General features: G+C 60.8%; 9 protein-coding genes and 1 pseudogene. 4 read left to right on the top strand and 6 right to left on the bottom strand.

Annotated features, from left to right (window positions below):
* Window positions 1-272 precede the first annotated feature (272 nt).
* Together EA797_RS20835 and aldA are read left to right on the top strand one after the other, a co-directional pair.
* Complete coding sequence (locus tag EA797_RS20835; RefSeq protein ID WP_122168777.1) at window positions 273-2,429, top strand: PQQ-dependent dehydrogenase, methanol/ethanol family; 2,157 nt, start codon at window positions 273-275, stop codon at window positions 2,427-2,429.
* 16 nt (window positions 2,430-2,445) lie between these two features.
* Complete coding sequence (gene aldA, locus EA797_RS20840) at window positions 2,446-3,882, top strand: aldehyde dehydrogenase (RefSeq protein ID WP_122168779.1); 1,437 nt, start codon at window positions 2,446-2,448, stop codon at window positions 3,880-3,882.
* Between the two features lie 89 nt (window positions 3,883-3,971).
* On the opposite strand, the gene EA797_RS20845 is transcribed toward aldA, so the two are convergent.
* Together EA797_RS20845 and EA797_RS20850 are read right to left on the bottom strand one after the other, a co-directional pair.
* Window positions 3,972-5,885, bottom strand: coding sequence for a sigma-54-dependent Fis family transcriptional regulator (locus EA797_RS20845; RefSeq protein ID WP_122168781.1), 1,914 nt, complete (start codon window positions 5,883-5,885; stop codon window positions 3,972-3,974).
* 159 nt (window positions 5,886-6,044) lie between these two features.
* Complete coding sequence (locus EA797_RS20850; RefSeq protein WP_244214179.1) at window positions 6,045-7,436, bottom strand: MFS transporter; 1,392 nt, start codon at window positions 7,434-7,436, stop codon at window positions 6,045-6,047.
* A gap of 61 nt (window positions 7,437-7,497) precedes the next feature.
* Between EA797_RS20850 and EA797_RS20855 the strand changes: the two genes are divergently transcribed.
* On the top strand, window positions 7,498-7,938 hold the full coding sequence (locus EA797_RS20855; RefSeq protein WP_122168785.1) for a helix-turn-helix domain-containing protein: 441 nt from the start codon (window positions 7,498-7,500) through the stop codon (window positions 7,936-7,938).
* 184 nt (window positions 7,939-8,122) lie between these two features.
* Here the strand turns inward: EA797_RS20855 and EA797_RS20860 are convergent, their stop codons facing one another.
* Window positions 8,123-8,446, bottom strand: a complete 324-nt coding sequence (locus EA797_RS20860; protein ID WP_208644475.1) for a hypothetical protein — start codon at window positions 8,444-8,446, stop codon at window positions 8,123-8,125.
* A 392-nt stretch (window positions 8,447-8,838) separates the two neighbouring features.
* Between EA797_RS20860 and EA797_RS20865 the strand changes: the two genes are divergently transcribed.
* Window positions 8,839-10,095 carry a sensor domain-containing diguanylate cyclase gene (locus EA797_RS20865; RefSeq protein ID WP_122168787.1) on the top strand — a complete coding sequence of 419 codons (1,257 nt, stop codon included), beginning with the start codon at window positions 8,839-8,841 and terminating at the stop codon, window positions 10,093-10,095.
* A 35-nt stretch (window positions 10,096-10,130) separates the two neighbouring features.
* On the opposite strand, the pseudogene EA797_RS22090 reads toward EA797_RS20865, so the two are convergent.
* From EA797_RS22090 to EA797_RS21920, 3 genes and pseudogenes are all read right to left on the bottom strand, one after another.
* Window positions 10,131-10,414 (bottom strand): annotated as a pseudogene (locus EA797_RS22090) (MFS transporter); the annotation flags it as partial.
* A 59-nt stretch (window positions 10,415-10,473) separates the two neighbouring features.
* Window positions 10,474-13,869, bottom strand: coding sequence for a PAS domain S-box protein (locus EA797_RS21915; RefSeq protein ID WP_244214182.1), 3,396 nt, complete (start codon window positions 13,867-13,869; stop codon window positions 10,474-10,476).
* A 628-nt stretch (window positions 13,870-14,497) separates the two neighbouring features.
* The coding region (locus tag EA797_RS21920) for a hypothetical protein (protein ID WP_208644477.1) at window positions 14,498-14,739 on the bottom strand (242 nt) is incomplete at its 5' end.

Consider the following 14,739-nt stretch of genomic DNA (forward strand, 5'->3'; position numbering starts at 1 on the left):
GGCTCCAGCACTGCGGCGCTCAGGTCGGCTGCGAAGATGTCGGCCCCCTGGGCAGCCTGGCGCCGTCTTCCCTGTCGCAGAGACGCGACAGTTGTCGCAGCCGTGCGGCGGTTCGGTTGCGACAGAGCGCTTTTACTTTGGAGGCATCTGGACGCTCTAAGCCCCGCCGCATCTGGCTTTCCGGCCACATTTGGATGACTGGCACAGCGGTTGCTCTCTCTGGAAGACCTGCCCCACGGGGCGGCCAGACCAATAACAAGAGAGAGCCTGCGATGAATCAATTCGATCCCTATTCGGGCCGACGGCCCACCGCCCTGCTTGGCGCCAGCCTTGCCGCCCTGCTGTCCCTGCCGCTGCACGCCGCCGACGTTGACGGCAAGCGCATCGCCAATGCCGACGCCGAACCCGGCAACTGGATGAGCCACGGTCGTGACTACGGCGAGCAGCGCTACAGCCCGCTGAAGAAGATCACCGACGACAACGTCGACGAGCTTGGCCTCGCCTGGAGCTACAAGCTCGACATCGACCGCGGCGTGGAAGCCACACCCATCGTGGTCGATGGGGTGATGTACACCACCGGCCCCTTCTCCATCGTCTATGCGCTGGATGCACGCACCGGCAAGGAGATCTGGAAGTACGACCCCAAATCCGACCGCTCCCGCGCAGGTGAAGCCTGCTGCGATGCGATTAACCGCGGGGTCGCCGTGTGGAAAGGCAAGGTCTATGTCGGCGTGCTCGACGGCCGACTGGAAGCCATCGATGCCAAGACCGGCGAGCGTGTCTGGTCGGTCGACACCCGCTACGACAGGGAGCGCAGCTACTCCATCACCGGCGCGCCACGAGTGGTCAATGGCAAGGTGGTGATCGGCAACGGCGGCGCCGAGTTCGGCGTGCGCGGCTACGTCACCGCCTACGACGCCGAAACCGGTGATCAGGCCTGGCGCTTCTTTACCGTGCCCGGTGATCCGGACAAGCCCGCCGAAGGCAAGGGCATGGAAATCGCCAAGAAGACCTGGCACGGTCGCGCCTTTGTCGAACAGGGCGGCGGCGGTACGGCCTGGGATTCCTTTGCTTACGACCCGGATCTGAACCTTCTGTATATCGGCGTCGGCAACGGCTCGCTGTGGGACCCGATCTGGCGCAGCGAGGGCAAGGGCGACAACCTCTTCCTCTCCTCCATCGTCGCGGTCAACGCCGACACTGGCGAATACGTCTGGCACTACCAGACAACCCCGGGCGACGCCTGGGACTACACCGCTACCCAGCACATGATCCTGGCTGACCTTGAGATCAAGGGAGAACAGCGCAAGGTACTGATGCAGGCGCCAAAAAACGGCTTTTTCTATGTCATCGACCGCGCCACCGGTGAGCTCCTCTCAGCCGAGAACATCGTGCCTATCAACTGGGCCAAGGGCGTGGATCTGAAGACCGGCCGCCCTATCGTCGACGACGAAGCCGCCGCATATTGGAAAGGTGAGAAAAAGGCCAAGCTGGTTCAGCCGGGCTTCTGGGGTGCACACGACTGGCACCCCATGTCCTACAGCCCGGACACGGGACTGGTCTACATCCCGGCACACATCATGTCCGCCTGGTATGAGCACGTGCCGGATGCGCCGGCACGCAACAAGTTCAAGAGCATGTACCAGCTGGGCCTGAAGACCGGGATGATGCCGGAGGACCCGGAAGGCCTCGGCAAGTACGCCGACACCTGGTCCGGCAAGCTGATTGCCTGGGATCCGGTCAAGCAGCAACAAGCCTGGGAAGTGCCCTACGTCACCATCTTCAACGGTGGCACCCTGAGCACCGCTGGGAACCTCGTGTTCGAAGGCAGCGCCGACGGCCGTGTCATCGCCTATGCCGCCGACACCGGCAAGAAGCTCTGGGAGCAGCCTGCTGCCAGCGGCGTCATGGCTGCCCCCATCACCTACAGCGTGGACGGCGAGCAGTACGTGACCTTCATGGCCGGCTGGGGCGGTGCCTTCTCCACCTTCGCTGGCGCCCTGTCGCTACGCGCCGGTGTGCAGCCCTATGCACAGGTGCTGACCTACAAGCTCGGCGGTACTGCCGAACTGCAGGAACCCGCGCCGCGTGAGGATGCGCCCACGCCACCGCCTTTGACCGCCGACGCGGCTACGGTCGAGGCCGGCGCCAAGCTCTATGACGGCTACTGCTCGCAGTGCCACGGCATCCACGCCGTCAGCGGCGGCGTGCTGCCGGACCTGCGCATGCTCTCGCCGGAAACGCACAAGCAGTTCCTCGGCATTCTCCACGGCGCGCGCATCCCAGACGGCATGCCCTCCTTTGGCGAGGCGTTCGATCAGGAGCAGATGGAGCAGATCCACCAGTACCTCATCAAGCGTGCCCACGACCGCATCGAGCACGGCCCGGACGACCTGCCGCAGCCCACCCAGAAAACGGCCAGCAACTGACCCTGAGGAGACCGACATGACTGATCCAATCACCTACCAGAACTACATCGACGGCGCCTTCGTTGCCTGCGACAACCACATCGAGGTGCGCAATCCGGCCACCGGTGCGGTGCTTTCACGCGTGCCCGAATCCGACGCCGCCACCGCCGAACGCGCCATTGCCGCCGCCCGCGCCGCGCAGAAGGGCTGGAGCCAGAAGCCCGCCATCGAGCGCGCCGGCCACCTACGCGCCATCGCCAGCAATATCCGCCAGAACGCCGAGCGTCTGGCCCGCGTAATCACCGAGGAAGGCGGCAAAATCCAGAGCCTGGCGCTGGTGGAAGTCAACTTCACCGCCGACTACCTCGACTACATGGCCGAGTGGGCGCGGCGTATTGAGGGCGAGATCATTACCAGCGACCGTCCGGGCGAGAACATCTTCCTGTTCCGCAAGCCGCTGGGCGTGGTGGCCGGCATCCTGCCGTGGAACTTCCCGTTCTTCCTAATCGCTCGCAAGATGGCGCCAGCGTTGGTGACGGGAAACACCATCGTGATCAAGCCCAGCGAGGAGACGCCGAACAACTGCTTCGAATTTGCCAAGCTCGTGGCCGAGACCGACCTGCCCAAGGGCGTGTTCAACGTGGTCTGCGGCAGCGGTGCCGGCGTCGGCAGCGCGCTGAGCACCAGTGACAAGATCGACATGATCAGCTTTACCGGCAGCGTCGGCACCGGCTCACGGATCATGGCCGCCGCCGCGCCCAACGTCACCAAGCTCAACCTGGAGCTCGGCGGCAAGGCCCCAGCGATCGTGATGAACGATGCAGACCTGGACCTTGCGGTTACCGCCATTCGCGCTTCGCGGATCATCAACACTGGGCAGGTCTGCAACTGCGCCGAGCGGGTCTACGTGCAGCGAGGCGTGGCCGAGCAGTTCATCGAGCGCATGGCCGTCGCCCTGGCCGAGACGCGCTATGGCGATCCCATCGCCCAGGCGGACGTTGAAATGGGCCCGCTGATCAACGAGGCCGGGCTGCGCAAGGTCGAGCAGATGGTACGCACCGCCCAGAACCAAGGCGCGCAGCTCGTCACTGGCGGCGCCGTGGCGGACCTGGGCAAGGGCTTCCACTACCAGCCGACGCTGCTCGCCAATTGCTCGCATGACATGGAGATCATGCGCAAGGAAGTCTTCGGCCCGGTGCTGCCTGTGCAGATTATCGACGACCTGGACGAAGCCATCGCCTTGGCCAACGACTGTGAGTACGGCCTCACGTCCTCGATTTACACCCGCGATCTGTCCACCGCGATGAAGGCGGCCGCTGGCCTGGACTTCGGCGAGACCTACATCAACCGCGAGAACTTCGAGGCGATGCAAGGCTTCCACGCCGGGGTGCGCAAGTCAGGCATCGGTGGTGCGGACGGCAAGCATGGCCTGTACGAGTACACCCACACCCATGCGGTGTATCTGCAGAGCTAAGTGACTTGAGGTGACCCAGAACCCCGCCCTGGCGGGGTTCTTGTTATGGGGCCGAGCGAACGTCTGGTTTGAAGAAAGCCTGCCAGACATCATGTGCGCAGCGCGGCCAGGCCGTAACGATGCAGTTTGCGATACAAGGTGGCGCGATTGATGCCGAGCGAACGCGCGGCCGACGTGACGTTGCCGCCGTGCTGCTCGAGTGTCGATTGCATGAGGGCTGCTTCGGCAGCGTCTCGGGTCGTCTCGAGCGACTGCGCCACCGGCGGCTGTTCGTTGGGCACCGACATGACCTCCGGCGGCAGGCAATCGAGACCGATCATTCCATCGTCCGCCAACGCGACCGCGCAACGCAGCACGTTGATCAGCTGGCGCACGTTGCCAGGCCACCCGTAAGCGGTCAGACGCTCCGTCGCCTCGGCCGTCAGCTCAACATGTTCATCCCCGGCCTCACGTTGCAGAACGCGACGGATAAGCCCCACGCGATCCGCCCGGTCGCGCAACGCGGGCAGCCTGACTGTCAACCCGTTGAGTCGGTAATACAGGTCCTCACGAAACTCTCCCGCCGCTACCATGGCTGGCAGGTCGCGGTGCGTCGCGCACACCAGCTGCACGTTCAGTGACACCGGCGTTGCGCCACCCAGCGGCACCAGTTCCCGCTCGGCCAGCACCCGCAACAACCGCGTCTGCAGATGCGCCGGCATGTCGCCAATTTCGTCGAGGAACAGCGTCCCGCCATTGGCCTGTTCCAGCTTGCCCTTCATCCCCTGACGGCTGGCCCCGGTAAAGGTACCGGCGCGATAGCCGAACAGCTCGCTCTCGATCAGCGACTCCGGAATCGCCGCGCAATTGAGCGCAACGAAGGGCCCCGTGGCGCGCACGCTGGCCTGATGAATCGCCCGCGCAAACGCTTCCTTGCCAGTGCCCGTCTCGCCGGTCAGCAACAGCGAGATGTCCCGATCAAGCACGCGCCGCAGCTTCTGGACGGAACGTTGCAGGCCCGGGTCTTCCCCAGCCAAGTGTTCAAGCGTCGGCTCTGCCGGAACGACGCTCAGGCCACGCTCGTTCCTGGCGCGCCGCGCAGCGGTGGCCGGCATACGCAGCGTGACCTCCAGCGCCGGCCCGCCGGCCAGGCGCAGAGACGCGCTACGCTGACCACCATGGGTCAGGGTGATTAGTTCATCCAGTGACATCGACAGGACATCCTGAACCGCCTCCCCCATCAGTGCGCGGTCTTGGCCGGTGGCCACAAAAGCCGCGCGGTTGGCTCCAAGGACCCTGCCAGTTGCATCAAGCGCCACCAACCGCTCATTGCCCAGGTCCCCTGCATCGCCGCCAAGGGTCAGCATGGCGCAACTGGCGTAGCGTTGGCGGAAGCTGGCGTTTTCGATAAGTCGCGCGTACAGACTCACCAACTGAAGCGTCAGGTACTGCGCCTGTTTCGGCCCGCCGCTGTTCAGACACGAGGCGTTGAGGCACCCCATCAAGGCGCCCTGGGCATCGAACAGCGGCGCCACCGAGCAACTCAACATGGCGTTGCTGCTAAAAAAATGTTCGTCCCGATGGATGATCAGGGGTTGGCAGGCGGCCAGCCCCGTACCGATGCCGTTGGTCCCTACCAGCGACTCGTCCCAGCAGCTGCCGACCACCAGCCCCGAGTCCGCGTAGGGACTGTGCTGGCCGGGGAGCCTCGCGTCGAGCGTGATACCTCGGTGATCGCTGAGCAGAACCGCAAACCCCGCTGGGTTCAGACGCCGCGACAACCCTTCCACACCCTGACTCGCAATGGCCAAAAAGTCATGGTGCTCCTCTTGATGCACGCGGATCTCGTGTTGCTCTAGCTGAACATGGGAGGCAGGTTGAGTCGGGTCGAGCCCGTGCTCATGGACGCTGCGATACCAGGACTCTGCAATCAGCCGATCCGGATTGGATGCTCGGCCGGCGAAGTGCGTGGCAACGAATGCTGAGAGCTCGGTTGGAAGCTCTGATGGCGGACGCGCGATCATGCGGGACTCCAAACAAGGCGCCGAGTCGGGCCATGCATAATTGTTCGTATCGGCTGCTGGAACAGCCTAAACCAAGCCTAGCACGGCCGTTTAGCGGGCTGGCTCCAGCAATACGTTCATCGCTTCGGGCAGCTGTCGGCCATTAGCGGCCTATCTTATTCAACATCGTCCGCTTCGATCCCGCACTGCTAACAGAGTGAGTAAGCAAAGACCTGCCATACTCAGGAATGTCACAGAGAAAGCACTGCTGATGGTTGTAGTGGTGTTATTGGCCAGTATTCGGCCACCCAGCAGCGAGGTAAACAGTAACGGAATCAAGGAGGCACCTGTCATGAAGCCAAGATTGCGCGACAGGCCGAGCAGCCCCGATAGCACGCCTCGGTTCTCCTCTGCGGCCTGGTTCATCACCCCCGTGCTGTTGCCCGCCAGAAACAGCTGAAAGCCCGGGGTCATTAGCAGCATCGCCAGCAGGTAGCCTGGCACTCCGATAAGAGCCGGCAATATGGCAAAGCTACAGAGGCCCATGGCCACAAGCATCAGGCCAACGAACAGCATTCGGTCAGTTCCGAACCGATCTGTGAGCCTGCCGGCCGGCGCTCCTGAGAGCGCTGCGGCGATAGGCCCTGCGGCCATAACCAACCCCGTCATGGCCTCGCTCAGGCCCAAACCAAACGTGAGAAATAGTGGGCCCACCACGAGCGTGGACATCATGATGCCGGCAACCAGAAGGTTCATCCACAACGGGGCAACGATGGCTCGTTCGCGAAAGAGCGCCACAGGGATAAGGGGGTGGGCAACGGCAAGCTCGGTGCGGATGAACAGCAGGAGCGCAACTGCGCCCAGTATCAACAAAGCCCACGGCTGAATGGCTATGCCGGCCCGGCCACCAGTGGCAGCAAGCGCAAAGCCCAGCAGTGCTAAGGATAGCCAGGCGGCGCCGGGCCAATCGATTCGGGTCGATGTTGCAGTCGGTGCGGTTTTACCGAGACCTGCAGAGGCCAGCACCAGCATGCCGGCGCCACAGAGTGCCAGCAGCACGAAGATGGAGCGCCAGCCGAGCTGACCGATCAGCAGGCCGCCAACCGACGGCCCCAGTGCCGTGCCAATGGCCGACATGGTGCCCAACAGACCCATTACGGCGCCTAGGCGCTGCTTTGTAATCAGGCTCTTGGCAATCGACATCGGCAGCGCCATAAGCACGGCCGCGCCCACCCCCTGCAGCGCACGACCGGCTATAAGCCAACCCAGGCTCGGGGCAACGGCGCCTCCGACACTGGCCAGGATGAACAACATGATGCCGGCGAGCAGCACGCGGCGATTACCGTATAGATCCCCCAGGCGCCCGGCCATCAAAATGGCCACGGTCACGCCGAGCAGATAGGCCAGCACGACCCATTGCACCGTCTGCACGCCAGCCGAGAACATCGTTGCCAGGTGCGGCAGCGCGACCGTCGCGATACTGTTCCCCATCGAAGCCAGCAAGATGGCGCCCCCCAATGCCGCGAGTGTTGGTGTGTTGGCCGCTGGGATCGCTTCCGGTTTCATACGCATTGTCTGCCTGTTGACGTCGGGACGGTCTACTATGCAACTTCAAGTCAACTTGAGGTCAAGCATGAAACTCGTCGACATCGGCGCACTTTCGAAAATTAGCGGCCTGCCCACGTCTACGCTGCGGTACTACGAAGAAGTGGGCCTGATCCATCCCATTTGCCGAAACGGATTGCGCAGGCAGTACAGTGAGGAGACGATTGTCCAGCTCGCCTTGATCGGCCTTGGAAAAGCCGCCGGATTTTCGCTGGAAGACATCGGCGGCATGTTCGACAAGAATCGAAACGCGGACTTGCCGCGGCCGACCCTGCTGCAGCGCGCCGATGAGCTCGACCGCCAGATTCTGCGCATGACGACCATGAGCCGCTTGCTCAGGCACGTGGCCGAATGCCCCGCAGACTCTCATATGAATTGCCCCCGATTTCGCAAGCTGTTGCGTGTGGTGTGCCCTTCGATGGCGCTGACTGGAATGCAACCTCGCGGAGCAGCGGGTGGTGAGGAATAGCTCATTTATTTATCGTGCGATCACATCTGCCGGTAATTTTTGGCTGTTCAAGGTCAGTCATTTGCCGGTGTCACCAACAACTGCCATTTATTAGCTCGCCTTCCGCCAAGGAAGAAACAACCATGTTCCGCAGGCGCGACTAAAGCAAACCGACAGTTGCCAAGCCGAATTCCTAGTGCCGTGCCTACGCCAGCGCCAGTACTTGCCCGTCGGCGGGAATCAGCAACCGATTGGCAGTACCTGCCTTAGCGGCTGCGCTCGCCAGCCCCTCCCGGGTGACGGGGCAGTGATTGATCGCCTCCAGATGATTCGCAATGACGGTCCCGGTGCACAGGCGAGTGAACTCGAGCACATCGGTCACTCCCATGATGACGTCACTACCCACGTCGAAGCGCGCCCCGCCAGCAGGCACCACGCTCACCTGCGGCTGATGTCTCACCACGAAGTCACGTACGGTGGAGGACAGAATTGTATCGCCTGCCAGGTACAGGCTGGGCTCACCAGGCATGTATTGGGCTGCTCGATAAGGCTGAGGGCCTGGAATGCATCGTGCGATAGGGTTGGGACAGCTTCATCTCTAGTGAGCTACTTTTTAAGTGAGAAGGTGAAACGATCTGCCCAACTGCTGCTGGTCTGTTGGGCCGAATTTGGACCTATTTACACAGCTGTGCGGCATGGCCTAGAACTGTAACTATAGAATTAAGGCTAGCAACCGATACCGTAGATCAAGACGATTTTGCGAAGAGTCGCCCGTGACCTGTGAATAAAGCACTGCCGATAGTCGACGTTTCTAACAAAAGTTAAGCCCTTCTCCGGCTACAGCGTCGACAAAGGGGGACGATACTGCGGTCGAGCCATGCCGCAGTGAACTTGTTGCTGAGCACATCGAAGCCAACAATCATGAGTACTTCGAACACACCGCTTCTTTGCGCCGTCTGGTCCACAGACGAGCTGGGCATCTGCGTCGCCAGTCAGGAAAGCCCTTGCGGACTTATCCCCGCAATGGAGGGCTTAACGTTACGTGCATGGCTGGCAGCGATACAGGCTGATGACGACCCAGAGATCGCGATGGACCTTGCGGTGGCGTTGGAGCGAGTGACTCCTTTTCAAATCGAAGCGCCCATTTATTGCATGGACGGAACGACGCGGCGTGTAATTATTTCAGGCCTTCCAGATTGCCGACTTGGTGCTTCTGGCATGCAGTACCAAGGCTTCATTCTGGACATAACCGGGCAACGCAAAGCATTGGAGGACGCGTTGCGCGCCGCGGCGGAATACCGTCTGCTGATAGAAAACAGCACCGATCTAATCGCCCACTGCGATACGGACGGCAGATACGTTTCGGTATCGCCGTCCTACAGCAGAATGATAGGTTGGCCGGTCAACGAAATAGTGGGCCAACTGGTGCTGGATTTCCTGCATCCCGAGGACCGCGCGCCTGCCGCGGATGCTCTGGTTCAGATCTTCAACGGCGCCGCGCTGCCGGACGCAGTGGAGGTGCGCAAGCTGCATCGCGACGGCTACTACATCTCGCTTGGCACCAAGGCCTGTAGCGTTATCGATCCTCACTCCGGCAACAGCATCGGTGCAGTACTGGTCTCGCGTGATATTACCCGTGACAAGGAAAAGCTCGGGAAGCTCGAGCAACTGGCTAGCCGTGACACGTTAACTGGATTGCCCAATCGGGCCTGGATCACCGATCGGGTCGGATGCATGCTCGCGCAGGGCTATGACCAGGCATACACGACCGTCTTTTTTATCGACCTGAACGGATTCAAGGCGGTAAACGATTCAATGGGACACGCAGCAGGAGATGCTTTGCTGCAACAGGTAAGCGAGCGGCTACAACGCTGCATGCGCCCAGGCGACTCGGTGGCACGCATGGGCGGAGACGAATTCGTAGTAGCAGCGGCGTGCGCCGACCGCGAGGTTGCGTCTGGAATCGCTCAGCGGCTCCTCGCCAGCTTCGAAATGCCATTCACCATCGATGGCAGAGAGGTGAAGATAGGGGCGGCTATTGGCATCAGCATGGCCCGGTTCGGGACAGCATCGACCCAACAATTATTCCAAAATGCCGATATAGCGATGTACCAAGCAAAGGCGCGGGGTGATGGATCATACCGATTCTTCGACCCCACTATGCCGCCCCCTACCTAATACGATGTTATTCGTAGATCGCGAAGGGTATTTGCTTATGTCTCGACGGCGTCGACGATGTTCAATTGTGCCTGCTGATGATCGACCTGCTGGCCGAGTCGCCATCCCAGATATGCCCGCAACAGCGCATAACCCGCCGCGATAAGTGCGGCCAGCCCAGCGCCCTGCCCTAGCAAGTCAAGCAGGCTTTTGCCCCAGCCGCTCCCGCATCACCTCCGCGATAAACCACCGTGTCGATGAAGTTTTTGGCCTTGTATTCTCTCTCAGCGTCCAACGGTGCGCACAGCATTTCCCTTCCCGGTCGTACGAACGCGTAATCCTCTGCCCAGCCTGGGGGGCAACTGCATATCTAATGACTGGTCGGCCAATAGCTGCCGCTTATGATTCGCCACCCAGATAAATGAGGCTTGCCGCGAGTTCGCTCTTGCGGAACGGTTTGGTAAGCCGCGCAAGATCCGGGTCCAGCCCTTCAAGCTCGGCATAGCCAGAAACAATCAGGATCGCCGTACCAGGTTTCGACGCGCGGACCTGCCTTGCCAGATCAGTCCCGCTGATTCCAGGCATGAGGTGATCGGTGACAAGGAGGTCGAACTGCTGCCCAGTGTCCAGCAGTTGCATTGCCTGCTCTCCTGACGCAGCCTCGATCACGCGGTAGCCGAGATCAGACAGCATGTCTGCGGTACTTGCGCGGACCAGCTCTTCATCATCGACCAGCAGCGCGACCCCACGTGTGGATCGTGGCTCAGGAGCCTCGACAGTGCTCAGCGCCACTGTCGGTTCTGCCATGCTGCGGGGGAGCCAAAGCTCCACATTCGTCCCCAAACCCGGCGAGCTCTGAATCGTGAGTGCACCGTTCAGCTGGGATGCCAGGCCATGCACCATCGAAAGGCCGAGGCCTGTTCCCTTACCGACTCCCTTGGTTGAAAAAAAAGGTTCAATGGCCCTAGCAAGCGTGGTCGCGTCCATGCCTATTCCTGTGTCTGCAACAGACAGGCACAGATAGTCGCCTGCCGTGAGCTTGGAACGGTGCCCATCACAGACGAACTCCGCATTTGCAGAAATCCGTATCGTTCCACCATCAGGCATTGCATCGCGAGCGTTCACTGAGAGATTCAAAAGAGCCATCTCAAGCTGGTTCGGATCCGCCATTGCAGCAGGTAGATCCTGCGGTGCATCGACCATCACCTTGATTTGCGGCCCCGTAGTGCTGGCCACGAGATCACCCATATCGCTTACAAGCTTTGCCACATCGACCGGAACTGCCTGCAGCGGTTGCCGGCGAGCGAATGCTAGCAACCTCTGCACGAGCGTCTTGGCCCGATCGGCCGATTGTATGGCTCCCGAGATCAAGCGCTGTTCTCGTTCGCCGCCGACGCCACGTCGTTGCAGCATGTCGAGCGTGCCGACAATTGGGGTCAGCAGGTTGTTGAAGTCGTGGGCCACCCCGCCAGTGAGCTGCCCCATTGCTTCCATTTTTTGACTTTGGCGGAGCGCCTCTTGGACGTTTTCCCGCTCGGCGATTGCCTGGGCAATCCGGCCCTCAAGAGTGGCGTTGAACTCGCGCAGATCTTCCTCAGCGGCCTTGCGGGCTGTGATGTCGACTGCAGTGCCAGTGACACGCAGGCAGCGGCCGCCCGTGTCGAACACTCCTCGGCCCTTAGCCGCTACCCAGCGAATAACGCCATCCTCCCGGCCGATGGTGCGGTAGTCGACATCGTAGAGCGCGCGACGGTCAGGGTCGGCCGCGGCTTTGAAGGCTTCAATAGTCCGCTCTCGATCCTCGGGGTGCAGACCATCATAAAAGTCGTTGAGTGTGACCGACACGCCAGCCGAAATGCCGAAGATCGCCTTGGTCCTCGGTGCCCAAATGAGCGTGTTCTGAACATTGTCCACGTCCCAGAAGCCAACTTCCGCGTTGTCTACGGCAAGACGCAATCGCTCTTCGCTCTTGCGCAGGCGCATTTCAGCGCCCACACGTTCAACGTGCGCCCAGCAGCGCTCGACCACCTCCCTGACGAGAGAAATCTCAAACGGCGACCAGTCTCGGGGCTGTTGATGATGAACCGCCATCATTGCAGTCAGTCGGCCATCCTTCACAAGCGGGCAGCAGATGATCGCGTCGATGCCGATGGCCCTGAACGTCTCGCGCCCCTCACCCTCACTAAGCTCTGAAAGGACGTCGCGGACGATTAATGTGCGACCGGCGCGCATGTCAGCCGCGCACCGTGGACCAAACTGTTGGAGGCTATAGGTTCCGGCCGAACTCTGGACACCCGGCGCGTTGTGATCACTGCGAATCCAAAATCGGTCTTGGTCGATATCAACATCCGCGTAGGCACAGCGAGAAACGTTGAGCTTTCGTCCCAACATCTCAGTCGCTACGAGCATCGCGTCTTCGGCGCTGCGGATGTTGAAGAGCTGGCTATCGAGCTCATCAAAAAAACGAAGTCGCGCCGCACTCTCTTGCAGAGCCGCTTGAGCCTCATGCTCGTCAGTACGATCCCGGAAGATCTTCACGAAGCCGCCATGATCCATGGCAAGCGGCATCATCAGTCCAGAGCCCCAGAACCGCGTTCCATTCTTGCGAACGTGCCAGCGTTCGTTGATCGCCCGCCCCTGGTTCTTTGCAAGCGCGAGCTCGTCAAAAAATACATGCGCAGCCTGGTCCATCACGGAGTAGAACACGTCGCCCTTGCGGCCCACTATCTCCTCGGCCCGGTAGCCAACAATTCGCTCGGCGCCCGTGTTCCAACTCGTTACCCTTCCCTGTGCATCAAAGGTGATAATCGCAAAGTCCTCTGCGCCCTCGACAATCTGGCGGTAGCGTGCCTCGCTGATCTGGATCGCGGCCTTCGCTTGAGCGCGGCGCACGAGGAGCCCAACTGTCCGAACAACGAAGTCGATGACCTCGGTATCTTCCGACAGCGGCTGGCGCGGCTCGCGGTGATACATGACAAAGTTGCCAAGCATGATGTCCTGCGCCGAACGAATTGGCATGGACCAGCAGACGTGTAGGCCATGTCCGCGGGACAGGTCGCGGAACTTCGTCCAACGTGGGTCCTTCGCAACATTGAGTGGAGCCTCGCGGGCTGCGGTATTGCATGAGTCAACGATCGGGCTCATGCAGATGCTATCGATCGCATCCTTATAAGCGCGCGGAAGGCTCGGTCCGGAGCAACTGTGCAACTGCCGCCCCTCATCGCTCGCAAGCAGGATGCTCCCAAGGAAACCGGACGTGGACAACGCCTCCACCTCACGGACAATCTCATCCAGCGTGACGTCAAGAGGTGTTTCTGCGACGGCCAGTTCCAGGATGCGGTGCTGTGCTGCCCCAAGCGCTGCCGCGCGATTGCGGGCCTGGGTAAGACGCGCGTTCTCAATGGCAATCGTCGCCAGACGCGCCAGACTTTCCAGCTGTTTGATGGTATCGGAGTCGTGGGTACGAACATCCGACCAGTAGGCTCCTAGCGCTGCGACCGGAACCGGCCTACCTATAGGCACCATAATGAGACTACGGACGAAGGTCGGAGCGTAGGCATTTTGCGGCACACGTGGATCGAGTCTAACGTCACGGATGGCCAGCGTCTTTCTGTGGCGCATCACCCATCCCGAAATGCAATGGTCAGCGGGAAAACTCTGACCTTGCCAAAGGGGGGATACAGCGTCTTCAGCTACGTAGAGGCAGCACCCGTCATTCTCAATAACAACTGCCACGCCCTCTGCGCCGACAGAGGCACGCGCCGTATCGCGGAGCACGTCTACGACCTCGCCCATCGATCCTGCCGTCACCAGTCGTTCACTGGCACTAAGCACATGAGCGAGGCGCTCATCGCCACGTAGATCTACCGAAACAGTAGGCAAGCCAATCTCCCGAGTACGGCCACAGATATCTCTTCCACGGACTGATCCAATATAATGTGTCGTGGGAACACTTCCCCAATTACTCGGGGTGTTCCACTGTTGGCCACTCACAAACGCGAGCACCAAAAATCATCAACATTCAGTGATGCCGATCTGCTGACGTGACACAGGATCGCTTAATTTGAGAGCGCCCGATATGGTTAGGTTGAAATCTTCCCTATCAGGCTTAAAAGCCGCTAAGCCCCGGCTGAGTTAAGAGTTGATTTCATCTCAAGCGCCCCGACAGGCTTGGGCATCACCAAACCTTCAACGAACCCGATGCTCGATACTTCATCGCTACTCGATATTCATTTGTGCTTGGGAAACTGATGCAAGACCAATAAGCGCGTACCCGTGGCCATCGCCTTGATCTCGGCATCTCGACCGTGCTTTGCATTAACTTGCCTGGATACCACCTCACTCAGCCGCCACCGATGACCCCGGCAGGGGCACGCTGGTACATATCTCGGAAGTCAGCCCGGACGATTTGCCAGCGCGGGCCTTACTCTGCAACTGCTGCAAGACTGATCGTGGTCCTCGTAGGAACCTTCACGAAAGTGGCCGAAACGCACCCTCCCCTCGGCATCGATAAAGCAGTGCGCAGGCCAGTACCTGTATCGAATGCGAGCGTTATCGCATAGGTGTTGTCTAGGGCTACCGGGTGCCCGATCTCCACCTTGTTCACCTCCGCTACAGCCCGGTATCGCGGACGCTTTCGCTCAGCAGGCTCCAGTCCCAGCAAGC

This window comes from Stutzerimonas zhaodongensis (genome assembly GCF_003696365.1).
Taxonomy (GTDB): Bacteria; Pseudomonadota; Gammaproteobacteria; order Pseudomonadales; family Pseudomonadaceae; genus Stutzerimonas; species Stutzerimonas zhaodongensis.